Annotated in this window: 18 protein-coding genes and 2 pseudogenes; 10 read left to right on the top strand and 10 right to left on the bottom strand. The window is 75.6% G+C overall.

Going from position 1 to position 23,144, the window contains the following annotated elements; translation table 11 throughout:
• Positions 1 to 283: 283 nt before the first annotated feature.
• On the top strand, positions 284 to 3,238 hold the full coding sequence (afsR, locus tag ABD363_RS13680) for an SARP-family global regulator AfsR (protein ID WP_344603035.1): 2,955 nt from the start codon (positions 284 to 286) through the stop codon (positions 3,236 to 3,238).
• 211 nt (positions 3,239 to 3,449) lie between these two features.
• Positions 3,450 to 3,638, top strand: coding sequence for a hypothetical protein (locus ABD363_RS13675; RefSeq protein ID WP_344603033.1), 189 nt, complete (start codon positions 3,450 to 3,452; stop codon positions 3,636 to 3,638).
• A 127-nt stretch (positions 3,639 to 3,765) separates the two neighbouring features.
• Here ABD363_RS13675 and afsK read toward each other — a convergent pair.
• A pseudogene (afsK, locus tag ABD363_RS13670) lies at positions 3,766 to 6,148 on the bottom strand (protein serine/threonine kinase AfsK).
• A 220-nt stretch (positions 6,149 to 6,368) separates the two neighbouring features.
• The gene (gene kbpA, locus ABD363_RS13665; protein WP_344603031.1) at positions 6,369 to 7,091 is read right to left on the bottom strand and encodes an AfsK-binding protein KbpA; all 723 of its coding nucleotides are present in this window, start codon (positions 7,089 to 7,091) and stop codon (positions 6,369 to 6,371) included.
• 134 nt (positions 7,092 to 7,225) lie between these two features.
• On the opposite strand from kbpA, the gene ABD363_RS13660 reads away from it, so the two are divergent.
• The 3 genes from ABD363_RS13660 (at position 7,226) to ABD363_RS13650 (ending at position 9,466) form a co-directional block, all read left to right on the top strand.
• Positions 7,226 to 7,861, top strand: coding sequence for a TetR family transcriptional regulator (locus tag ABD363_RS13660; protein WP_344603237.1), 636 nt, complete (start codon positions 7,226 to 7,228; stop codon positions 7,859 to 7,861).
• 451 nt (positions 7,862 to 8,312) lie between these two features.
• Complete coding sequence (locus ABD363_RS13655) at positions 8,313 to 8,771, top strand: pyridoxamine 5'-phosphate oxidase family protein (RefSeq protein WP_344603029.1); 459 nt, start codon at positions 8,313 to 8,315, stop codon at positions 8,769 to 8,771.
• 29 nt (positions 8,772 to 8,800) lie between these two features.
• Positions 8,801 to 9,466, top strand: a complete 666-nt coding sequence (locus ABD363_RS13650; protein WP_344603027.1) for a pyridoxine/pyridoxamine 5'-phosphate oxidase — start codon at positions 8,801 to 8,803, stop codon at positions 9,464 to 9,466.
• 160 nt (positions 9,467 to 9,626) lie between these two features.
• Here the strand turns inward: ABD363_RS13650 and ABD363_RS13645 are convergent, their stop codons facing one another.
• Complete coding sequence (locus tag ABD363_RS13645) at positions 9,627 to 10,250, bottom strand: GNAT family N-acetyltransferase (RefSeq protein WP_344603025.1); 624 nt, start codon at positions 10,248 to 10,250, stop codon at positions 9,627 to 9,629.
• A 217-nt stretch (positions 10,251 to 10,467) separates the two neighbouring features.
• On the opposite strand from ABD363_RS13645, the gene ABD363_RS13640 reads away from it, so the two are divergent.
• The gene (locus ABD363_RS13640; RefSeq protein WP_344603023.1) at positions 10,468 to 11,679 is read left to right on the top strand and encodes a flavin-containing monooxygenase; all 1,212 of its coding nucleotides are present in this window, start codon (positions 10,468 to 10,470) and stop codon (positions 11,677 to 11,679) included.
• Here the strand turns inward: ABD363_RS13640 and ABD363_RS13635 are convergent.
• On the bottom strand, positions 11,582 to 13,069 hold the full coding sequence (locus ABD363_RS13635) for an MFS transporter (RefSeq protein WP_425577983.1): 1,488 nt from the start codon (positions 13,067 to 13,069) through the stop codon (positions 11,582 to 11,584). The two genes, ABD363_RS13640 and ABD363_RS13635, sit on opposite strands and share 98 nt — an antisense overlap.
• A 71-nt stretch (positions 13,070 to 13,140) precedes the next feature.
• Here ABD363_RS13635 and ABD363_RS13630 point away from each other — a divergent pair, with 71 nt between their 5' ends.
• Positions 13,141 to 14,208: a GlxA family transcriptional regulator gene (locus tag ABD363_RS13630; RefSeq protein ID WP_344603020.1), complete on the top strand. Its 1,068-nt coding sequence runs from the start codon at positions 13,141 to 13,143 to the stop codon at positions 14,206 to 14,208.
• Between the two features lie 439 nt (positions 14,209 to 14,647).
• Here ABD363_RS13630 and ABD363_RS13625 read toward each other — a convergent pair whose 3' ends face one another.
• The 3 genes from ABD363_RS13625 to ABD363_RS13615 all read right to left on the bottom strand — a co-directional run bounded on the left by ABD363_RS13625 (position 14,648) and on the right by ABD363_RS13615 (position 16,981).
• Entirely contained in the window at positions 14,648 to 15,130 is a 483-nt protein-coding gene (locus tag ABD363_RS13625) for an ATP-binding protein (RefSeq protein WP_344603235.1), read from the bottom strand.
• Positions 15,131 to 15,914: 784 nt separating this feature from the next.
• The gene (locus ABD363_RS13620) at positions 15,915 to 16,427 is read right to left on the bottom strand and encodes an EF-hand domain-containing protein (protein ID WP_344603018.1); all 513 of its coding nucleotides are present in this window, start codon (positions 16,425 to 16,427) and stop codon (positions 15,915 to 15,917) included.
• Between the two features lie 179 nt (positions 16,428 to 16,606).
• Positions 16,607 to 16,981: an STAS domain-containing protein gene (locus ABD363_RS13615; RefSeq protein WP_344603233.1), complete on the bottom strand. Its 375-nt coding sequence runs from the start codon at positions 16,979 to 16,981 to the stop codon at positions 16,607 to 16,609.
• 296 nt (positions 16,982 to 17,277) lie between these two features.
• Here ABD363_RS13615 and ABD363_RS13610 point away from each other — a divergent pair, with 296 nt between their 5' ends.
• Together ABD363_RS13610 and ABD363_RS13605 are read left to right on the top strand one after the other, a co-directional pair.
• Positions 17,278 to 17,859: a sigma-70 family RNA polymerase sigma factor gene (locus ABD363_RS13610; protein ID WP_344603016.1), complete on the top strand. Its 582-nt coding sequence runs from the start codon at positions 17,278 to 17,280 to the stop codon at positions 17,857 to 17,859.
• Positions 17,860 to 17,897: 38 nt separating this feature from the next.
• Positions 17,898 to 19,358 (top strand): maleylpyruvate isomerase N-terminal domain-containing protein, encoded by a 1,461-nt coding sequence (locus ABD363_RS13605; protein ID WP_344603231.1) that lies wholly within the window; start codon positions 17,898 to 17,900, stop codon positions 19,356 to 19,358.
• Positions 19,359 to 19,452: 94 nt separating this feature from the next.
• On the opposite strand, the gene purU is transcribed toward ABD363_RS13605, so the two are convergent.
• Together purU and ABD363_RS13595 are read right to left on the bottom strand one after the other, a co-directional pair.
• Positions 19,453 to 20,334, bottom strand: coding sequence for a formyltetrahydrofolate deformylase (gene purU / locus ABD363_RS13600; protein ID WP_344603014.1), 882 nt, complete (start codon positions 20,332 to 20,334; stop codon positions 19,453 to 19,455).
• A 57-nt stretch (positions 20,335 to 20,391) separates the two neighbouring features.
• Positions 20,392 to 20,892 (bottom strand): SCO4402 family protein, encoded by a 501-nt coding sequence (locus tag ABD363_RS13595; RefSeq protein ID WP_344603012.1) that lies wholly within the window; start codon positions 20,890 to 20,892, stop codon positions 20,392 to 20,394.
• Positions 20,893 to 21,009: 117 nt separating this feature from the next.
• Between ABD363_RS13595 and ABD363_RS13590 the strand changes: the two genes are divergently transcribed.
• A complete protein-coding gene (locus ABD363_RS13590) occupies positions 21,010 to 22,320 on the top strand; it encodes an ABC transporter substrate-binding protein (protein ID WP_344603011.1) in 1,311 nt (436 codons plus the stop codon).
• A 135-nt stretch (positions 22,321 to 22,455) separates the two neighbouring features.
• Here ABD363_RS13590 and ABD363_RS13585 read toward each other — a convergent pair.
• Positions 22,456 to 23,144: pseudogene (locus ABD363_RS13585) on the bottom strand (hypothetical protein); the annotation flags it as partial.

The raw sequence follows: 23,144 nt of genomic DNA, 5'->3' as shown, positions 1-23,144 counted from the left end.
CAACAACCTTGGCGGCACCGGGAAACGGATACCCCGGATTCCGCGCCGGACGAGTCCCGGCTCCCCGCGCGCCCCGCCGCCCGCGCGCCGTGCCGCCGGACGGCGGGCCGCCCGCCCCGCCTGACGGGTCGTCGGCACGCCGGCGCACGACGGCACGAGGAGAAGACGTGAGGGACCCGTGGCCCCGCGTGCACCGGCTGTGATCGGTGGCTCGGGCGGCTGACGGGGTCCGTGCCGACAAGGCAAACTGACAGGGTTGCTCAGGATGCCTAGGGGGACGGCGATGGACGGTGGACCGCGCGTGCCGGAGCAGAGGCGGCCCGGCTCCTCGGCGGAGTCGGCGGTGCTGCGCTTCGGCGTCCTCGGTCCGGTGCGCGCCTGGCGCGGCGACGAACCGCTGCACACCGGCTCCCCCCAGCAGCGCGCCCTGCTGGCCGCCCTGCTGCTGCGCGAGGGCCGCACGGCCACCGCGGCGGAGCTGATCGACGCCCTGTGGGGCGAGGAGCCGCCCTCGCGGGCGCTGGCGGCGCTGCGGACGTACGCCTCCCGGCTGCGCAAGATCCTGGACCCCGGCGTGCTGGTGAGCGAGTCCGGCGGCTACGCGATCCGCGGACTGGCCGAAGGGGCCCTCGACCTGGCGGTCGCCCAGGACCTGGCGGCCGAGGCGGAGAAGGCGCGCACCGCCGGGGACCTGTGCCACGCCCGGGAGGTGCTGGGCCGGGCACTGGCCCTGTGGGACGGGGAGCCGCTGGCGGGCGTACCGGGCCCGTACGCGCAGACGCAGCGGGTCCGCCTCGCGGAGTGGCGCCTGCAACTCCTGGAGACCCGCCTGGACATGGACCTGGAACAGGGCTGCCACGCGGAGGCCGTCTCGGAGCTGACGGCCCTGACGGCGGCCCACCCGCTCCGCGAACGGCTGCGCGAACTGCTGATGCTGGCGCTGTACCGCAGCGGCCGGCAGGCGGAGGCGCTGGCGGTGTACGCGGACACGCGCCGCCTGCTCGCGGACGAGCTGGGCGTCGACCCGCGCCCGGGCCTGACGGAGCTCCAGCAGCGCATCCTGCGCGCCGACCCGGGCCTGGCGGAGCCCTCCTCCCCGGTCGCCGAACCGGCGGCGGGCCCGGTCCGCCCGGCCCAGCTCCCCGCCACCGTGCCCGACTTCACCGGCCGGGCCGCCCTCGTCCGCGAGCTGAGCGGGATCCTGGCCGCCGCGGACGGCCGGGTGATGGCGGTGTCGGCCGTGGCGGGCATCGGCGGCGTGGGCAAGACGACACTGGCGGTGCACGTGGCCCACCAGGCGCGGGCGGCCTTCCCCGACGGGCAGCTGTACGTGGACCTGCAGGGCGCGGGGTCCCGGGCGGCGGAGCCCCAGACGGTGCTCGGCGCATTCCTGCGGGCCCTGGGCACGCCGGAGGCGGCCGTCCCGGACTCCCTGGAGGAACGGGCGGCGCTGTACCGGTCGGTCCTGGCCGGCCGGCGGGTCCTGGTGCTGCTGGACAACGCCCGGGACGCCGCCCAGGTGCGCCCGCTGCTGCCCGGCACCGAGGGCTGCGCGGCCCTGGTCACGTCCCGGGTGCGGATGGTGGACCTGGCCGGGGCGCACCTGGTGGACCTGGACGTGATGGCCCCGGACGAGGCGCTGGCGCTGTTCACCAGGATCGTCGGCGAGGAACGGGTCGCCGCGGAGCGGGAGGCGGCCCTGGACGTGGTCGCGGCCTGCGGCTTCCTGCCGCTGGCGATCCGCATCGCCGCCTCCCGCCTGGCGTCCCGCCGCACCTGGACGGTCTCGGTCCTGGCGGCGAAGCTGGCGGACGAACGCCGGCGCCTGGACGAGCTCCGGGCCGGCGACCTCGCGGTCAAGGCCACCTTCGAACTGGGCTACGGCCAGCTCGAACCCGCCCAGGCCCGCGCCTTCCGGCTGCTGGGCCTGGCCGACGGCCCGGACATCTCCCTGGCGGCCGCGGCGGCGGTGCTGGACCTCCCCGTGGCGGACACGGAGGAGCTGCTGGAGTCCCTGGTCGACACGTCCCTGCTGGAGTCGGCGGCCCCCGGCCGCTACCGCTTCCACGACCTCGTCCGGCTGTACGCGCGGGCCTGCGCGGAGCGGGACGAGCGGCCGCCGGGCGAGCGGGCGGCGGCGCTGTCGCGGCTGCTGGACTTCTGCCTGGCCACGGCCTCGGCGGTGTACGCGATCGAACGGCCCGGGGACCGGCTGGTGGACCACCTGCAGCCGACCGGGCACCCCGGGCTGGCGTTCGCGGACCGTGGGGCCGCGCGGGACTGGCTCTACACCGAGGCGAACTGCCTGCTGGCCCTCGCCCGCCAGTCCGCCGGCCGCCCCGGAACCCTCCGGCGGGCCATCGACCTGCTGTGGGCCGCGCTGGACCTGTCGGAGTCCGGCGCCAACCCCAGGGAGTACGAGGCGACGGCCCGGGCCCTCCTGGAAGCCGCACGCCGGTTCGGCGAGCCCCGGGCCGAGGCCCGCGCGCTGATGACCCTGGCCCACGCGCACGTCGACGGCGGGCGCTTCGACCTCGCGGACCAGGAAGCGGAGCAGGTGATCCGCCTGGCCCACGCGGCGGACGACCTGCTGCCCGTCTGCTGGGCCCGCAACGCCCGCGGCATCATCGCGCTCTACCAGAACCGCCACGCGGACGGCGAGGAACACCTCTCCCGGGCCATCGAGCACTTCCGCGCGCTGGGGGACCGGCCGGGCGAGGCCAGCGCCCTGTGCAACCTCTCCCGCATCCACCTGGCGACCGGCCGGACCCAGAGCGCGGTGGCCCTGGCCCGGCGGGGCATCGGCATCTACGACGCCATGGGCAACTCCATGCGGGGCGCGAACGGCCGCTACGCCCTGGGCATGGCCCTCACCCAGAGCGGCCTGCTCACCGCGGCGGCGGACCGGCTCCGCGAAGCGCTGGAGGTCTTCCGCGACAGCCGGCAGCGGCTGTGGGAGGGCATGACCCTGTTCCGCCTGGCCGAGGTCGACCTCGCCGCGCGGCGCCCCGCCCAGGCGGCCGTCAAGGCGGAGACGGCCCTCACCGTGCTGCGCGGGATCGGCGGCGCGTGGCGGCGCGGCAACGTCCTGACGATGCTCGGCCACGCGCTCACCGGCATCGGGCAGACGGACCGCGCGCAGGTGTGCTGGCGCGAGGCCCTGCGCATCTACGAGGAACTGGGCTCCCCCGAGGCGGCGGCGGTGCGCGAACTGCTGAGCCCGGTCCGGGCCGCCTGAGGCGCCGCCGGCCCGTTCATCGTTCGTTTATCACCGCACGCCATCCTTGTCTCCGTCGATCCGTCGCGTCGGGGGGCAGACGGGTCGCGGCACAGGGCCGTGCTCCGGCGAACCGGGGCACGGCCCGGCGGGGCCCGCCCGGCCGGCTTCGGGGGAGCGACCGGGCGGGCCCGCCGACCCACGGACGAACACACCGAGCGGAGCCAGCACCATGAGCGACAAGCCGGTCACCAAGCCGCAGGACATGCACGCCACCGGCACGACGGACGGCGTGGCCGCGGCCGACGACGCCCAGGCCGCCGACGGCGGTCTGACGACGGAGGACATGCACGCCACCGGTGAGCCCCTCACGACCAAGGACATGCACGCCACGTCGGAGCCGTTCAAGCCGACGCGGTAAGCCCGCACCTCACCGATTTCGGCCGCGGCGGCGCGGAGGGGGAGCCGCCGCGGCCGTCGTGCGTCCGGCGCCCCTTGCGCGCCTCCGCGCGACGGCCGTCCCGGGGCGGCGGGACGCGTGCCCCGCTTCAGGCGGTCCGGGCCGTGCCCGTGCCCTTCTCCGCGTCCAGCGCGTAGACGCAGCGGTCCTTGCTGCACGCGTAGACGACGCCGTCCCTGACCACCGGGGAGCCGGTGATCTCGCCGCCCGTCGCCAGCTTCCAGCGCAGACGGCCGTCGTCGGCCTTCAGGGTGTAGAGGAGGTGGTCGGTGGAGCCGAAGTGGATACGGCCCTCCGCCACGGCCGGGGCGCCCACGATGTCGCCGCCCGCCTGGAAGCGCCACTTGGGGGTGCCGGTGACGGCGTCCAGGGTGTAGAGGCCCTTGCCGCTGCCGACGTGGACGTGGCCCGCGGCCACCAGCACCGGCTCGACCGACGCCCGGGCCTCCGTGGCGATGCGCCAGCGGTCGCGGCCGTCGGCGGCGTCCAGCGCGTACACCGTGCCGAGGTAGTCGGCCAGGTAGACGCCGCCGCCGGTGACCGCCGGGCCGGGGACGAAGGCGGGCGGGGAGAGGAAGACCGCGGGGGCCTCGAAGTGCCAGCGCACGCGGCCGCCGGCGGCCTCCAGCGCCAGGACCCGGGTACCGGCGCAGACGTACACGCAGCCGTCCGGGGCGTGCGTCACGCGGACCGGGACGCCGCCGCAGGAGGCCGCGTCGCCGATCGGGTACGACCAGCGCTCGTCGCCGGTGCGGGCGTCCAGGGCGCGCAGGCGGGCGTCCTGCCAGACGTACACCGTGCCCTCGTGCAGGACCGGGCCGGCCTCCGGGGACTCGAAGTCGGTCTGGGCGCCGGTGATCTCCCACAGCTTCCGGCCGGTGGCGGCCTCCCAGCCCTGGACGCCGCCGCCGCGCGTGCCGGTGACGACCGTGCCCAGGCCGGCCTTGAGCGAGTACACCCAGGCGTCCGTGTGCAGACGCCACAGGTCCGTGCCCGCGCGGGCGTCGAGGGCGAACAGGGTGGGGCCGTCGGAGGCGTGGATCCGGCCGTCCGCGACCGCCATCGACCAGGCCACGTCCCGCGTCTTGAAACGGCGGCGGCCGGTCGCCACGTCCAGGGCGTGCACCTCGAAGGAGGTGACGTAGACGAGGTCGTCGGCGACCGCCGGGGTGCCCCAGACGTCGTTGGACATGCGGAACCGCCACGGGCGCCAGCCGCTCGCCTGCTCCGGCGGCGCGGCCGGGACCGGCGGCGCGGGCACGGCGGGGTCGGCGGTGCCCAGGCCGGGGCGGGGCTTGGCCCAGGAGGCGGCGAGGGCGGCCTCCGGCGGGGGCGCCTTGACGGCGGCGCGCAGGTCGGCGACGCGCGGGCCGGGACCTGGGCACCGCCGCGCCGGCCCGCCGGACCGTGCCGGTGCCGGAGGCGCCGACGGACGCGGGCGCCGGCGGGACGGCGGGCACCGGAGGAGCGGCGGGCACCGGCGGGGCGGCGGGGACGACGGGGTCGTGCGGGGGCGGCGGCGGCACCGGGGGTGCGGTGGGGCGTCCGCCGCCGCGGGTGCCCGTGACGGGCGGGCGGCCGTTGCGGCGCGCCTCGATCAGGCTCACCGCCCGCTCCGGCAGCCACGCCGACGCCGTGCCGCTGTCGTCGGAGCCCGAGCCGAACAGGTGCGGGGCGAGCTGGGCCTGGAGGTCGGCGGGGGTGGGGCGGGCCGCCGGGTCCAGCTGCATGCAGGACTCGATCAGCGGGCGCAGCTCCTCCGGCAGGCCGTCCAGGTCCGGGCCCTCGCGCAGCAGCATGAAGACCGTCTCGACCGGGTTGGCGCCGTGGAAGGGGGCGTGCCCGGTGGCGGCGAAGACGAGGGTGGAGCCGAGGGAGAACACGTCGCTGGCGCCGGTGACGCTGCGGGAGTCCTTCGCCTGCTCCGGGGACATGTAGGCGGGGGTGCCCACGGCGACGTTCGTCATCGTCAGGCGGGTGTTCGAGACGCCCGACGCGATACCGAAGTCGATCACCCGGGGGCCGTCCTCGACGACGAGGACGTTGGAGGGCTTGAGGTCCCGGTGGACCAGCCCGGCGCCGTGGATGGACTGCAGCGCCTCCGCGACGCCCGCCGCCAGCCAGCGCACCGCCTGGGCCGGCAGCGGCCCGCACTCGTTCACTATCTCCTCGAGGGAGGGCGCGGGGACGTACGCGGTGGCCAGCCACGGCACGGCCGCGCGCGGGTCGGCGTCGACGACCGCGGCCGTGTAGAAGCCGGAGACCGCCCGCGCGGCCTCGACCTCGCGCGTGAAGCGGACACGGAACAGCTGGTCCTCGGCGAGCTCCGTCCGGACCGTCTTGATCGCCACGCGCCGGCCGGACGCCGAACGCGCGAGATAGACGAGCCCCATCCCGCCGGCCCCCAGCCGTCCCAGCACCTCGAACGGCCCGATCCGCCGCGGATCGTGCTGCGTCAGCTGCTCCACCACTTGCCTGCCACCTCCCCGTACGAGCCGCGTCACCGCCATATGTACGCGGCCCCGTGCAGCGTCTCACCACCGCACCGCCATGGCGGCACGCCCCCTGATTCTTCCTGGCCGAGGCGCTGGTTGCGAACCCGGGGACAATCGGGGTGTCTCGTGTCATCCCGGGCGGAACGCGGCCGTTCCGTGGCGCAAAAAGGGTCGTTCCGCGCGGGGCGGGAACCGTTCAGCGCTGAAGCAGCGCGAAGGGAGCCCCCTGGTCGTCGGCGACGACGGCCACGCGGCCGTACGAGGTGTCGAACGGCGGCGTCCGCACCCGCCCGCCGAGCCGGCCGACGGTCTCCGCGGCGGCGGCGCAGTCGGCGACGCCGAAGTGGACGAGGAAGTGGGGCGGCATCTCGGCGGGGAAGACGTCCTCGACCGGGGCCCGGCCGAAGTCCGGGTCGGCGCCCGGGCCGAAGAGGGCCTCGTGGAAGAGAGCGCCGTAGAAGGCGTTGGCGGCGTCGGTGTCCCGGGTGTACAGCTCGGCCCAGGCGAAGGTGCCCGGCTCGTGGCGGCGGCCGAAGCCGGGGTGGCCGCCCGGCTGCCAGAGCGCGAAGACCGCGCCCTCGGGGTCGGTGACGAGAGCGGTGACCCCGAGCTCGCCGACCGGCCGCGGCGCCGAGACGACCTGGCCGCCGGCGGCCCGGATCCGCCCGGCCAGCGCCCCGGCGTCCGGGGTGGCGAAGTACACCGTCCAGACGGTGGGCAGCCGGCCGTCCGTCTTCCGCGTGAGCGCGGCGACGGGCGCACCGTCCTTCAGCGCCCAGGCGACCGGGCCCGCGCGGTCCTCGAAGACCCATCCGAAGAGCTCCCCGTAGAACCGCTTGCCCGCCTCGACGTCGGGCAGTTGCGCGTCCACCCAGCAGGGGACGCCCTCTCCATACCCGGATGCCCTGTTTTCGGCCATGCTGTCAAAGTAACCGGGTCTTCCGCACCGCGCAGACCAGGCACACCTTCCTCCGCGCGCCCGCGCACCCCATTTGCAGTCGGCCGAATCGCGCTCCCCCCACCCCTCGGTAAGCTGACGACATGACAGGACAAGTGCGGACCGTCGACGGCCGGGTGGCCGGCCGGCGCGGGCAGGCGACCCGGCAGAAGCTGCTCGACTGCCTCAGCGAGATGCTCAGCTCCTCTCCCTACCGGGATGTCAAGGTCATCGACGTCGCCCGGAAGGCCGGCACCTCGCCCGCGACCTTCTACCAGTACTTCCCGGACGTCGAGGGCGCCGTCCTGGAGATCGCCGAGCAAACGGCCGCGGAGGGCACCGGGTTGACCGAGCTGGTCCGGGGCCGTTCCTGGGTCGGCAAGGCCGGCTGGCAGACCGCTCAGGAACTCGTCGACGGGTTTCTGGAGTTCTGGCGCCGCAACGACGCGATCCTCCGGGTCGTCGACCTCGGCGCCGCCGAGGGCGACAAGCGTTTCTACAAGCTCCGCATGAAGGTCCTGAACTCGGTGAACGGCCCCCTGTCCGACGCCGTCGCCGAGTTGCAGTCCAAGGGCAAGGTCGACAAGGACGTGAACCCGGCGGCGATCGCCGGTTCGATCGTCACGATGCTCGCGTCGGTGGCCTCGCACCAGAAGGGCTTCTCCTCCTGGGGCGTCAAGCAGGCCGAACTCAGGCCCCACCTGGCGCTGCTGGTGTACCTGGGCATCACCGGCAGGAAGCCGACGAAGTAGCCCCGGCCGGCGCACCAGCCGCCTGGACCGCACCTCCTGTCCCGCGGTCCCCTCTCGCCCCTCCTGTCCCGCACTTCTGTCACACGGCCCCGTCGCGCACCCCCTGTCACGCGATCCCGCCTCGCACCCCTGTCACGCGAGCCCGTCCCGCACCTCCTGTCACACGGCCCCGCCGCGCACCCCCGGCCACGCACTCTCGTCTCGCACCTCCTGTCACCCACTCCTGTTGCGCACCTCCTGTCACGCGGTCCCACCGCACCCCTGTCACGCGGTCCCGCCCGGCGCGCACCTCCGGGGCACCTCCGGGGCGGCGATGCCCGGCATCGGGGCGGTGCCGCGGGTGCGGCGGGTCGCGGTGCTCCGACGGCGCGGCCCCCGCGGGGAACACATCGCCGCGCGGGCGGTGTTGTGACGTGGTGAACGGACATCGCGCCGCAGGAGGAGACCCGACATGCCCCTGACCCGCGAAGAGCGTGCCCGGTTCCTGGCCGAGCCGCACGTCGCCGCCCTCTCGGTCGACGGGGGTGCCGGACGCGCCCCGCTCACCGTGCCGATCTGGTACCAGTACGCGCCCGGCGGCACCGTATGGATCATGACCGGGCGGGACTCCCGCAAGTACGAGCTGATCAGCGCGGCGGGCCGGTTCTCGCTGATGGTCGACCGGCTGGAGCCCACCATCCGGTACGTGTCGGTCGAGGGCCCGGTCGTCGACACCGCCCCCGCCACGCTCGAACAGCTGAGGGAGCTCGCGGCCCGCTACCTGCCGGCCGACCGGGTCGACGCCTATGTCGACTTCGCCTGGACCGGCCACGGCGAGCAGGTCGTCGTCCACATGCGGCCCGAGCGGTGGGTGTCGTCCGACCTCGGCGGCGTCTCGGACTACGCCCCGGAGGGCGCCGCGTCCGCGTGACGAGCGGCGCCGCACGCGACAATCGGGGAGTGAGTACGGATCTTCCCGAGCTGCTGAGGTCCCTGCGGGTGTGGGACCCGGCCGTCACCGAGCTGCCGCCCTTCGACCCGGCCGCCGCGCCCGCCGACCCGCTGCCCCTGTTCACCGAGTGGTTCGCGGCGGCGGTGGCGGCCGGGCAGACCGAGCCGCACACCGTGTCGCTGGCGACGGCGGACGAGGCGGGCCTGCCCGACGTACGGATCGTGATGCTGCACGGCGCGGACGCGGACGGCTGGTCCTTCGCGACCCACGCCACCAGCCGCAAGGGCCGGCAGCTCGCCGCCCGCCCGTACGCCGCCCTCGCCTTCTACTGGCCGGTCCTGGGCCGCCAGGTCCGGCTGCGCGGCCCGGTCGCCGCCGCCCCGCCCGAGGAGTCCCGGGCGGATCTGGGCGTCCGCTCGACCGGCGCCCTGGCCGCCGCCCTGACCGGCCGCCAGAGCGAGGTCCTGGGCTCCCCCGGCGAGCTGGCGCGCGCCTCGGCGGCGGCCTGGGAACGCGCGCGGCGCGAGCCGGACGCCCCCGTGCCGACCTGGACGCTGTACCGGGTCCGGCCGGACGAGGTGGAGTTCTTCCAGGGGGACGCCCGGCGGCGGCATGTGCGGCTCGCCTACCGGCGCGCGCGGGACGGCTGGCGCCGGGACCTGCTGTGGCCCTGACGGCCGCGCGGGCGACGGCCCGTGGTGGAGGACGTGGACGTCGAAGTCGGCGACCGGGCGGTACCCGATCCGCTGGTACAGGCCGTTGCCGATCGGGTCGGCCAGTCGTCGAAGCGCATGTCCCATGGTCCCGCCGGCCCCCGGGGGGTCCGCCTCCGGTTCACGGCCCCCCGCCCTCCCCCGGCGACGGTTCCGGCTCCGGATCCGTCGCCAGGCGGGCGTGCAGGTGCGCGTCGCGGAACGCGTCGTGCCGCTCCGGCGCGAAGACGGCGCCGCGCAGGGTGCCCTCGTACCGGAATCCGCAGCGTTCGGCGATCCGGCAGGAGACCTCGTGGCCGACCGCGTGGTCCAGTTCCAGGCGGTGCAGGCCGAGTTCCGTGAACGCCCAGCGCGCGGCCAGCAGCAGGGCCCGGGTGGCGACGTGCCGGCCGCGGGCCTCGGGGAGCACCCAGTAGCCGACGCGGGCCAGGCGCAGGGCGCGGTTGATCTCGTTGACGCCGATGTGCCCCAGCGTGGTGCCGTCGTGCGCGTCCGTGATCCGGAACGACGCGCCCCGGCCCTCCGCGGCGGCCCGGATCCGCGCGCGCAGCGACTCGCGCGCGCCGCGCAGGTCCGTGACCGGCCGGACGGGGGTGTTCCAGCGCCGGAACTCGGGGTCCCGGTTTCCGCGCAGCCACGCCTCGGCGTCGGCGTCGGAGGCGGCGTCCCAGGGGCGCAGGCGCAGGCCGTGGCCGGACACCTCGGGGAGGGCGGGGGTCGGGTACCGCTCGTGTGCACGGGCCATTGATCCATTCAACAACACCGGGCGCTCCGCGAGTTCGCCTCCCGCGTCCCGCGGCCGCCGCGGTCCGGTCCCGGCGGCGCACCGCACACACCACCGCCACGAACGCCCCCTGCGCGTCACCGGATCCGTCCGGCCGGCCCACATCCGTGACCGATCCGCAACCAATTCCGGTCTTGACCGAGACCCATCAACCGGGCGCGGGATTACGCTCCCGCCCATGGCCGACTCCACAGCGTCCGCATCCCCCTACGGGACGGCGTCCGCACACCCCGCGGACCGCCCGGTGTACGTCATCGGCGGCGGTCCGGGCGGTCTCGCCGCCGCCCACGCGCTGCGCGCCCGGGGCGTCCGCGCCGTCGTCCTGGAGCGGTCCGACCGCGTCGGCGCGTCCTGGCGGCGCCACTACGACCGGCTGCGCCTGCACACCACCCGGCGGCTGTCGGCCCTGCCCGGGCTGCCGATGCCGCGCCGGTTCGGGCGGTGGGTGTCCCGCGACGACATGGTGCGCTACCTGGAGAAGTACGCCGAGCACCACGGCCTGGAGATCGTCACCGGCGTCGAGGTCACCCGCGTCCAGCGCGCCCCCGACGGCGCCGGCTGGCTGCTGCGCGCCACCGGCGGCCGCGAGCTGGCCGCCGCCGCGGTGGTCGTCGCCACCGGCCACAACCACACCCCGCGCATACCCGACTGGCCCGGCCGCGCCACCTACACCGGCGCGTTCCTGCACGCCTCGGAGTACCGCGGCCCCGCCCCCTACGCCGGGCGGGACGTCCTGGTCGTCGGGGCCGGCAACACCGGCGCCGAGATCGCCGTCGACCTCGCGGAGGGCGGCGCCTCCCGGGTGCGGCTGTCGGTCCGCACCGCCCCGCACATCGTCCGCCGCTCCACCGCCGGGTGGGCCGCCCAGTACACGGCCGTCCTGGTGCGGCGGCTGCCGGTCCGCCTCGTCGACCGGCTCGCCCGCCCGGTGGCCCGGCTCAGCGTGCCCGACCTGTCGGCCCACGGCCTGCACCGGCCCGCCACCGGCCTCTACAGCCGGGTGACCGAGGGGGCCGTCCCGGTGCAGGACGTCGGCCTGGTCGACGCCGTGCGCCGGGGACGGGTGGAGATCGTGGCCGCCGTGGACGGCTTCGAGGACGGCGCGGTGGTCCTCGCCGACGGCACCCGCGCCGAACCGGACGCCGTGATCGCGGCCACCGGCTACGTCCGCGCGCTGGAGGGACTCGTCGGCCACCTCGGCGTGCTCGACGCACGCGGCCGCCCGGTCGTCCACGGCCCCCGCTCCCCGAGGAACGCCCCCGGCCTGTACTTCACCGGCTTCACCAACCCGATCAGCGGGATGCTCCGCGAGCTGGCCCGCGACGCGCGGCGGATCGCGAAGGCCGTCGCCCGGGAGCACGGGGCGACGGCGTCCCGGATCCCCCGCTGACCCGCACGGCGCCGCCGCCGGGCGAGGGGCCCGCCGCCGCGCCGGGCGAGCCCTGGGCCGCCGCCGCGAGCCCCGGCGCCGGTGCGGCCGGGCGGCGCCGGATCACCAGCGCCATCAGGGCCGCCGCCGCGCACAGGGCGCCGGAGGCGTACCAGACCACGTCGTAGGAGCCGAACGCGTCCCGGGCCACGCCGCCGAGGAAGGCGACGAGGGCGGCGCCGACCTGGTGGGAGGCGAGGACCCAGCCGAAGACGATCGCGCTGTCGTCGCCGTACTGCTCCCGGCACAGGGCCAGGGTGGGCGGGACGGTGGCGACCCAGTCGAGGCCGTAGAAGACGATGAAGAAGATCATCGGCGGGTGCACGGCGGGCGCCAGCAGGATCGGCAGGAAGAGCAGCGAGACGCCGCGCAGGGCGTAGTAGACCGCGAGCAGGCGGCGCGGTTCGAAGCGGTCGGTGAACCAGCCGGAGGCGATCGTGCCGATCACGTCGAACACGCCGATGACCGCGAGCAGGGAGGCGGCGGCCGTCAGCGGCATGCCGTGGTCGTGCGCGGCGGGCACGAAGTGGGTCTGGATCAGGCCGTTCGTCGAGGCGCCGCAGATCGCGAAGGTGCCGGCCAGCAGCCAGAACGGGCCGGTGCGCAGCGCCGAGAACAGCACGGCGACCGCGCGCCGCGCCGCGCCGGGCACGGGCGCGGGCTTGGCGACGAACTCCTTCGCGCCGTACGGCTTCAGCCCCACGTCCGCCGGGTGGTCGTGCAGCAGGAGCCAGACGAACGGCACGACCGCGAGGGCGGCGAGCGCGACCGTGACGGCCGCCGGACGCCAGTGGTGGGTCTCGACGATCCAGGACAGCAGGGGGAGGAAGATCAGCTGCCCGGAGGCCGAGGCGGCGGTGAGGATGCCGCTGACCAGGCCGCGCCGCTCGGTGAACCAGCGGTTGGTGACCGTCGCCGCGAACGCCAGCGCCATCGAGCCGGAGCCGAGGCCGACCAGCAGGCCCCAGCAGAGCATCAGCTGCCAGGCCGAGGTCATCCACACCGTGGCGCCCGCGCCGGCCGCGATCACGGTCAGGGCGACCGCGACGACCCGCCGGATGCCGAAGCGGTCCATCAGCGCCGCCGCGAACGGCGCGGTCAGCCCGTACAGCGCGAGGTTGACGGAGACCGCGGCGCCGATCGTGCCGCGGGACCAGCCGTACTCCTGGTGCAGCGGGTCGATGAGCAGTCCGGGCAGGGAGCGGAAGGCGGCGGCGCCGATGATCGTCACGAAGGTGACGGCGGCGACGAACCAGGCGCGGTGCGGTGTCGTCAGGCGGCCCCGCCGCGCGCGGGTCCGGTCCGGTCCGGACGTCGGTGCGGTGTTCTCTGTTCCGGTCGTCTGGGTCACGCCGTAGAGCTTCCGGTACGGGCCCGTCTTCATCGAGTGGCCCGAAGGACAGCACTCGCTAGGATCGGGCCATGACCGAAGGATCGGGCCCGGCCCCCGCGGCCGACGGCCCCGCCCACCGTCCGCACCGCGTCGTCGTCCTCGCCCTCGACGGGCTGCTCCCCTTCGAACTGGGCATCCCGCACCGGATCTTCGGCCGCCCCCGGGACGACCGGGGCCGGCCGCTGTACGAGGTCGTCACCTGCTCCGTCCGACCGCCGGGCCCGGTCGTGACCGACGCCGACTTCACCATCCACGTCGACCACGGCCCGGAGGCCCTCGCCACCGCCGACACCGTGGTCGTCCCGGCCTCCTACGAACTCGGCCCGGTGTTCACCGAGGGCGTGCTGACCGGCGAACTGGCCGCCGCGCTCGCCCGCATCCGGCCGGGCACGCGCCTCGCGTCCATCTGCACCGGCGTCTACGTCCTCGCCGCCGCCGGTTACCTCGACGGCCGCCCCGCCACCACCCACTGGGCGGAGGCCGAACGCCTCCAGCGCCTGTTCCCGCGGATCAGGGTCGACCCGGACGTGCTGTTCATCGACGACGGCGACGTCCTGACCTCCGCGGGGGTCGCCGCCGGGATCGACCTGTGCCTGCACATCGTGCGCCGCGACCACGGGACGGCCGTCGCCAACGAGGTGGCCCGCCGGACGGTCGTACCGCCCCACCGCGACGGCGGGCAGGCGCAGTACGTCGAGCGGCCGGTGCCCGATCCGCAGCAGGCGTCCACGGCCACCGCCCGCGCCTGGGCGCTCGGCCGCCTCCACGAGCCGATCCAGCTGCGCGACCTGGCCGAGCAGGAGGCCATGTCGGTACGCACCTTCACGCGCCGCTTCCGCGAGGAGGTCGGCGTCAGCCCCGGGCAGTGGCTCACCCGGCAGCGCGTCGAACGGGCCCGGCACCTGCTGGAGTCCACCGACCTGTCCGTCGACCAGGTGGCCCGGGAGGCGGGTTTCGGCACGGCCCAGTCGATGCGCCAGCACCTCCAGGCGGCGCTCGGCGTCACGCCGACCGCGTACCGCCGGACCTTCCGGACGGGAGGCGGCGGGGTCGAAGGCGGCGGGAACCGCGGCGGCGCCGGGACCGCCGTGCGCTGACGCCCGGTCGGACGGGCGCGGCCGGCCGGGCGGCCGTCACGCCGGGCGTCCCCGGAAGAGGCCGGGTGGCGGCGCCTCGGTGCCCGCCCCGAGCACGGCACCGCGCGCCGCCATCCGACTCCGGCGCTCCCACCCCCACGGCCCCCGACGGAACCGACGCCGAATCACGACCCGCACTCGACGAGGGCTCCTGTCACCGGAGTCCTCGCCGTCCCCTCACGGCGAATCGCTGCCCTCAAGGGTGATCACCCCGTCACGAGGCGTCAACAGCGGTTTGGCGATTCGTCCGTTACATCCCTTTCATACGGCCGCGCACGGAAGCACGACCGGCGCACCGCACCGTCCCCTTCCCGGCGGACCCGGACTCCGTGCGCCCGCGCCCCGCGCCCCGGCGCCGAACTCCCGCCCGCCGCACGGGCAACGGGACCGGCGACGGGGCTCAGACCACCTCGTAGGCCAGCCCGTCGTACGCCGGCGCCCCGTCCCCGCACACCGCGGCATCGCCGCCGCAGGCCGCCGCGTCCGCCCGGCGCTGCGCGCAGTGGTCCAGTTCGCACCAGATGCGCTTGCCGGCGCCCTCGGGGACCCAGCCCCAGCGGTCGGCGAGCCCGTCGACGAGGGCGAGGCCCCGGCCGCCGGTCGCGTCGCCGTCCGCGTACCGGGGCTCCGGCGCCCGGTCGCTGGCGTCGGCGACCTCGAGGCGGACGGTGGTCCCCTCGGCGGCCGTCCCCGGCAGGGACAGCCGCAGCACGGCGGGACACCCGGTGTGCACCACCGCGTTGGTGACCAGCTCGGAGACGAGCAGGACCAGCGTCTCGGCGAGCGGTTCGTCGGCCCCTATCCCGGTCCCGGCGAGCCGCGAGCGGGCCCATCTCCGGGCTCGTCCGACCTCCGCGGGGTCGGGCCGGATCTCCAGCTGCACTTGAAGCACCTGCACCGCTCACACCATCCGAACCGGTGGACACAGAGGCTCGCGCCTCACGGGAGCCACGGTCGTGGCCGTCTTCTGCACGGCCGGGACGACGACCGAGGCAGGGATCACGGAACGTGACCCCCTTGTGCGACAGCATGGTTGACGTACAGTCACCCCAACAAGCGCTTCGGGCATATTCCAGCGCGAAGGAGTACCCGTACGGCATACTGTGCGACGCTCGTCGCGGCGATCCGAACAGGCGGCGGTCAGCCACCCCGCCGACCTGCGATCATCGGCGTGCACCGCCGGATCCGGGGCCGCCCCGGGGGCGGCGCCGGCTCGGCTCGCGCTCGGAACCACTCGCATCTGCCTCACGGTACCCGAGCGGAACGCCGACTCCGGGCCGTGACGAGCCGTACACGGGACACAACCCGATATCAACGCTCCGTAACCATCCTGCGCCACGCTCCGTGACACCGGCTCAGGAGCGGTGGCGACGCCGCAGGACAGCGGCCCACCGGGCCGCCACGGCCAAGAGGCCGGCCTCGGAAGGCTCGTCACCGGCCGTCACATCGCCTCCGTGACGGGCACCGGTCCGCCCGCCCGGCGGCGGGGGGCGGCCACCGTCCCGCGGGCCCGGCGCCGGGCGGTCCGCCGACGGAGCGCGGGACCCTCCGCCGGATCCGGACCCGGCGCCGGCGGACCGTCGCGGCCCTCGCCCGACGGCCGCCCCGGACGCGGGCGCCGGCACCCGCAGGGTGACGCCCGCGGTCCTCCGCCGGGGCGCGCGAGGCTACTCGGACACGGTGAAGTAGCGGGCGAAGGCCGACACGGCGTCCGCCTCGCCCACCTTGCCGTCGCCGTCCGCGTCGAGCGCGGCGGCCGCGGCGCGGGCGGCGTCCCCGGGCACGCCCAGCGCCTCCAGCGCCCGCGCGGCGTCCTCGAGGGTGGCCGCGCCGTCGTCGTCGGCGTCGGCGACGGCCAGGGCCGCGTGCAGGAAGGGACGGGCGATCTCGGCGAACCGGTCCGGGTTGTCCCGCAGGCGCTTGACCGCTCCGGTGACGAACTCCTCGCGGGTGACGCGCTGGTCCCCGTCCCGGTCCGCCATCCCCGCCATGCCCTGCCAGAACGCCTCGGCACCGCCGTACAGGGCCTGCCCCTTGTCGGAGCGGGCCGCGGTGCCGAACTCCGCGAGCAGCGCCTTGGCCGCCCCGCTGAAGTCCTCGCGGTCGATGTAGCCGTTGCCGTCCTGGTCGAAGGTGGCGAACCTGGCCGCGATCCTGCGCTCGTACTCGCTGCTGACCATCTCTTTTCCGGCCGCCTTACGTCGGGTGGGTGCTTCTCGCACGGAGCGTACGACGCCGGGGGACGTGCGGGCACGGCGAAGCGACGCCGGGGCCGGGACCGGGTGAATTCCGGGACAACGGCGTGGCGGAACCGTGATGTGAGCTTCCGGCGGGCCGGGGTACCGCCCGGCCCGGGCGACTAGGCCGACAGCGGCTCCTCGCCGACCGCCGCGGCGAGGTCGGGACGGACGTCGAACAGGCGGCGGACCCCCAGCGCCCCCAGGACCCGGTTGACGTGCGAGCCGTCGACCGCGCCCCGGGCCGGCAGGATCAGGCACAGCCTGCCCTGACAGGAGCGTATGAGGCGGCGGGTGGCGATCAGGACGCCGACGCCGCTGGAGTCGCAGAACAGGACCTCGGAGAGGTCGAGGACGAGACGGTGACGGCCGGCGGCCACCACGTCGTGCACCCGTTGACGCAGCACCGGCGACGTCATCAGGTCCAGCTCGCCGGACACCCGGAGCACGGCCCATCCGCCATGCTCGTCATCGGTCACGTTGAGCGCCACCACCATGCCCTTCGCTCGCTGGAACCCCCAAGTGGAAGCAGTCCTCACGCTTCTTGTGAGCGCGGCTGCCCACCGGCCGTTCCCTGAAACGCCGTAGGGCAAACGGCAATCCTGCAAAACAGGCTTGTTCCTGCCCGATTCGATCCTGTTCGATCGGGTGCCGGACGGCCCTTTACCACCTGTGGTCCCCCGGGGGCGCGCATTGCCGCAAAGGGGCGTGCGGCCTCGGACGTGCCGATTACATTCGAGAGGACGGCGGCACCGGGCCGGCCGCCGGCACGGACGAGGGGTGAGGAGGCCGCATGGCGAAGCAGGACGTACCGCCGCGCTGGGACCTCGGGATGCAGCAGCGGCTCGCGCACGGGGAGGCGGCGGCCCTCGGCGAACTCTACGACCGGTTCGCCTCGCTGGTGCACGGCCTCGCGTACCGGGTGCTCGGTGACGAGCCCGCCGCCGACGGGATCACCCGCGAGGTCTTCGCGCACGTCTGGCAGCATCCGGACGCCTACGACCCCGGGCAGGGCCCCCTGCGCACCTGGGTCGCCGCGCTGGCCCACCGCCTGGCCGTGGAACGGCTGCGCACCACCGGGACCGCCGCCCTCGCCCGCGGCGGCCCCGGCAGCGCCGAGGAACTGGAGCGCAAGGTGCGGCACGCCGCGGTCGCCGCCCGCGCCGACTACATCGTCCAGGCCATGCCGGCTCCGTTGCGGGCCGCGCTGGAACTGGCCTACTTCCAGCGCCGCGACTACCGCCGGACCGCCGCCGACCTCGGCGTCACCGAGGACGAGGCCCGCCGCCGCCTCCGCCTGGGCCTGCAGCTCCTGTCCACGGCCCACCACGCCGGCCGGGCCGCGCCGCGGCCCGGCCACGGGGGCGCGGCGTGAAGGGCACGGGGCAGTCCGAGGAGTGCCGGACGTACCGGATGCGCGGGACGCGCGGGGAGCCGGAGGAGGCCGGCGGGTACGAGGCGTACGGCGGGGCCGGGAGCCGGAACGGGCCCGGCGGACCGGGGCGGCCGGACGGGCCGGAAGACCCCGGGGGAGCCGGCGGACCGGGCGGCCGCGGCGGGACCGGGGACGCGGACGCCCCGGAGCGCGCCGGCGGAACCGGCGGCCCGGACGGGCCGGCGCGGCCGGGCGGCCCCGGACCCGGCGGCGGGTGGCGCCGGGAGCGGCCCCCGCGCGTCCCGCTGCCCCGCGTCCCCGTCGAGGACGGCGGCCCGCTCCCGCCGGCGCCGGGGGAACGCCCGGGCCGGACCCCGCCGCCCCCGCCCCTCCCCCTGGAACACCCCGTGCTGAAGTCGTTGCTCGGCGCCTGGGCGCTGGCCGCCTGTTCCGGGGAGGAGGCGGCGGCCGTCGAGGCGCACCTCGGGGAGTGCGGGGCCTGCGCCGACGAGGCGCTGCGGCTGCGGGACGCCGTCGGGCTGCTGCAGTGGCCGGACAGCCTCGACCTGGACCCGGCCCTGCGCACCCGCGTGCTGGACACCTGCCTGCAGCGGCGCCCGCCGCGCGTCCCGGTGCCCGAATGGGCCGCGCCCTACGACGCCGAGACCGCGCGCCTGGACGCGCTGCTGCAGGACATCGGCGACGCCGAGTGGCACGCGCCCGTGCGGCTGCGCTGGTTCGAGGGCAGGGCGGCGACGAGCCGCCGCACCACCGTCGCCGGGGTCATCGCGCATCTGCTGAGCGTGGACGGCCTGGTCGCGGTCGCCCTCGGGCTGGACGACCCGCTCGGCGACATCACCGCCCCGGCCCCGACCCCGGGCGCCCGCACCGAGGCCTACTGGCACGCCTCGCGCCTCCCGCCCACCCGCACGGTGCGGACACCGTGGCGGGAGCAGAGCCACAGCCTGGTGCGGACGGTGTCCCTCACCGGAGCCGCGGGCAGGACGCCGGTCCCGTACGGCGACTTCGAGCTGCCGCTGCGCGACGCGATGCTGGACCGCGCCTTCGAGTGCTGGGTGCACGCGGAGGACATCGCCGAGGCGGTGGACTACCCGTACGACCCGCCCGCTCCGCGCCACCGGCACGCCATGTTCGACCTGGCCGCCCGCATGCTGCCGCTCGTGCTGGCGGAGCGCCGCCGCAGCGGGCTCGCCGCACCCGGCCGGCACCGGCACCTGGTCCCGGCGGGCACGGCGGGACGCAGTCTGCGGCTGGAGATCGAGGGCTCCGGCGGAGGCGACTGGCTCATCCCGCTGGACTCCCCCGGCGCGGTGGGCTCCGCCGGCCACCAGGTGGCCCACGTCGCCCTGGACAGCGCGGACTTCTGCCGGCTGGCCGCGGGCCATCTGCCGCCGGAGGAGGCCGCCGCCGGGCAGGTCGGGGACCGGGAGGCGATCAGGGACGTGCTGTTCGCCACCGCGTCGCTGAGCCGCATGTAGCGGCCGCCCGCGGCGGCGGCCGCACGGGCGGGGAGGCGCGCCGACCGCCGCGGCCGCGCCTCACGCGAAGCCGCGCGGCACGTGCCGGGGCGCGTCAGGCGAACACGACCGTCCGCCGCCCGTTGAGCAGGATCCGCCGCTCGGCGTGCCACTTCACGGCCCGCGCCAGCGCCTGGCACTCCACGTCCCGCCCGATCGCGACCAGGCCCTCGGGGGTGACGTCGTGGCCGACCCGCTCGACCTCCTGCTCGATGATCGGCCCCTCGTCGAGGTCGGCCGTCACGTAGTGCGCGGTGGCGCCGATCAGCTTCACCCCGCGGGCGTGCGCCTGGTGGTACGGCTTCGCGCCCTTGAAGCTCGGCAGGAAGGAGTGGTGGATGTTGATGATCCGCCCGGCGAGCTGCTTGCACAGGTCGTCCGAGAGCACCTGCATGTAGCGGGCCAGCACGACCAGCTCGACGTGCTCCTCGCGCACGATCTCCAGCAGCCGCGCCTCGGCCTGCGCCTTGGTGTCCTTCGTCACCGGGATGTGGTGGAAGGGGACGTCGTAGGAGGCCGCCAGTTCGGCGAAGTCGGTGTGGTTGGACACCACGGCCGCGATCTCCACCGGCAGCGCGCCGATCCGGGCGCGGAAGAGCAGGTCGTTCAGGCAGTGCCCGAACCTGCTGACCATCAGCAGGACGCGCATCTTCTCGTCGGCCCGGTGGATCTGCCAGTCCATCTGGAAGGAGTCGCCGATCGCCGCGAAGCTGGCGCGCAGCTTGTCCACCGTCACCGGGGCCTCGGCCGAGAAGTGGACGCGCATGAAGAACAGACCCGTGTCGTGGTCGCCGAACTGCTGGCTGTCCTCGATGTTGCAGCCGGTCATGAACAGGTAGCTCGACACGGCGTGCACGATGCCCTGCTTGTCGGGGCAGGAGAGCGTGAGGACGTACTGGTCGGCCGGGGCCTCGGCTCGGGTGGACTGCTCGTTCATGCAGCACAGGGTCCCACACGCGGCGCGGCGCCGGGAAACGCCGGCGGGGACGTCCCGCTAGGCGGACCGCGTCAGGATGCGCAGCACCTCCAGGGTGCTCGGCGGCGCGTCGGGGTCCTCGCCGTCGCTCACGGCCATCCGCACGTGGGCGTCCCGCGCGGCCCGCACCGCCTCGGGCCAGGCGTGGTGCTCCAGGTAGGCGGCGACCGGCGCGTCCGGCCCGACCTGGTGCATGATCCGCAGCACGCGCAGCACGGCGGTGTCGACGAGGGCCGCCTCCTGCGAGTCGCGGAAGATCGTGCCGACGTACTTCTCCGCGGACCAGTGGTCCAGCCAGGTGTCCTCGACCAGCCGGTACACCGCGTCCGTGACGTCGCCGTAGCCGTCCACGCCGGCCAGCCAGACGTCCCGCTGGAACACGGGGTCGGAGAGCATGTGCAGCGCGGAACGCACATTGCTGCGCCAGCGCCACCACGGCATGTCGTTGAGTGGCATGCCGCCCATGGTGGAGGAGCGGCGGCCACGGCGGGAAGAGTTCTCCGAACCTTGCACGGTCATCGATCGTACGTTCCCTTTCTCGGGGACCTCGCCGGCCCCCGCAATTCACCTCCGTGTCACCCCGCATTGACCGCCGGTCGCTCCCGGGTTCTCCGTGTAAGGGAATCGTGTGGATTCATGACCGGCAGGCGACGCACCCCCAGCACCTTCCTCCCCGGCCTCCTCACCCGCCCCCGCAGGGCCCGCGTCCTGATCGCCGGCGCGCTGGCGGCCTGCGCCTCGCTCGCCGCCGGGTGCGGCGTCGTCCCCGGGGCCACGGGGGGCTCCGGGGACGACGCGATCACCGTCATGACGTGGGCGCCGCAGGACACGGCCGCCACCAACAAGCCCGGCATGCCCGCCTTCGCCCGCGCCTACGCCCGCTGGATCAACGGCCAGGGCGGCATCAACGGACGCAAGCTCAACGTCCTGACCTGCAACGAGCACAACGACAGCGTGTCCGCCGCCAAGTGCGCCCGGCGCGCGGTCAAGGAGAACGCCGTCGCGGTCGTCGGATCCTACAGTCAGCACGCCGACTCCTTCTTCCCGCCGCTGGAGGGCGCGGGCATCCCCTACATCGGCGGCTACGGCATCACGAACGCCGAGTTCACCAGCCCCCTCTCCTACCCGGTCAACGGCGGGCAGCCCGCGCTGCTGGCCGGTCTCGGCAGCGCGCTCGCCCCGTCCTGCGGGCCGGTCACGCTGGTCCGGCCCGACACCATCGCCGGCGACCAGCTGCCCGTGCTGCTCGACTCGGGTCTGGAGGCGGGCGGGCACGCCGCCGCGCACGACCAGCTCGCGCGGGAGGACGCCACCGAGTACGGCGGGCAGGCGGAGCGGGCGCTGCAGCGGGCGACCGCCGACCCGTCGGGCACGGGGTGCGTGGTGCCCGCGCTGGGGGACCGCACCGACACCTTCATGGACTCCTTCCGGCGCGCCCGCGAGGACTACCCCGAGGTGCGGACCGCGACCGTGCTGGGCAGCGTCGACCAGACGACGATCAACGCCACCGGCGGGGCGTCGGGCCCCTACGAGGGGTCGTACGTCACCGGCTGGTACCCGGTGGCGGGCGACGCGCGCTGGGACCCGATGCGGAAGGTGATCCGGGAGGCGGCCTTCGGCGACAACCACATCGACCCCGCGGACGCCGGAGTGCAGACCACCTGGATCGCCTACACGGTGTTCAAGCGGATCGTGGAGTCGCTCGGGGACCGCGAGGTGACCGCCGACGCCATCACGCGGGCCCTGGACGGCGGGCTGAAGGTCGGCACGGACGGGCTCACGCCGACGCTCCGGTGGAAGTTCCAGGACAAGCTGGCCTCGATCGGCTTCCCCCGCCTGGTCAACGCCAACGTCACCCTGCAGGTGGTCCGGGAGGGCCGCCTGGTCTCGGCCCGCAAGGGGTTCGTCGACACGACGAAGACGCTGGAGAGCGCCGACATGAGCTGAGCCGGGGACGGGGACGCGGACCGGGGCCGGAAGCCAGGCGCCGGTGGCCGGGGACGGGACGCGGGCCGAGCGGGGGGCGGGGCGCGGCGGGCGAGGGCGGGGCGGGCGCGCCGCGGCGGTGCCGCCCCGCGCCCGTCACAGCTGGGTCGGCTGGCGCTCGGTCAGGCCGTACGTCTTCGCGATCGCGTTCCACAGGGCGGCGGCCTTGGCCTTCTCGGCGGTGGCGGTGCCGCTCGCCCGGTTGCCGGCCTGCGTCTGGCCGGTGACGCGGGCCTGCCCCTTGTGGCAGCCCTTCTTGCCGGCGACCTGGTCGGCCCACGCCGCGTAGTGGTTGTCGGCCGAGGCCGACGCCTGCCACGCCTTGGTGAGGTGGGTGGTCAGCGCCTCGTGGTCGGGCAGCCGGTCCACCGCGAGGCCCTCCAGGCGGGTCACCAGCTCGGTGCGCTGCTCGGCCGCGTCGCGCAGGTCCTGCGCCGCCTGGGCCAGGTTGTCGCAGGACTTCACGTCGGCCACCGCGTTGATCACCGCGGCCCGGCTGTCGCCGCTGTCGGCCAGCAGCTTGTCCAGCTCGACGGCCTGCCGGCGCACCGGGTCGACGGACGGCGAGGCCGAGCCGCCGGTCGCGGGAGCCGTGGCGGAGACGGGCTGGTTCCGCGCGCCCTGGTCGTCGCCGTCCCCGCCCGCCAGCAGCGCACCGGCCCCGACGCCGAGGACGACGATGCCGACCCCGGCGGCCGCGATGAGCGGCACGCGCGATCCGCCCCGCCCGCCGTCACCGCGGGCCGCGCCCCGGCCTGAGCCGATCGTAATCGCCGGCTCCGGAC

This window comes from Streptomyces glaucus (assembly GCF_039533365.1).
GTDB classification, from domain to species: Bacteria; Actinomycetota; Actinomycetes; order Streptomycetales; family Streptomycetaceae; genus Streptomyces; species Streptomyces glaucus.
The sequence above is the reverse complement of the archived record's forward strand: the minus strand, read 5'-3'. Positions and strand labels throughout refer to the sequence as shown.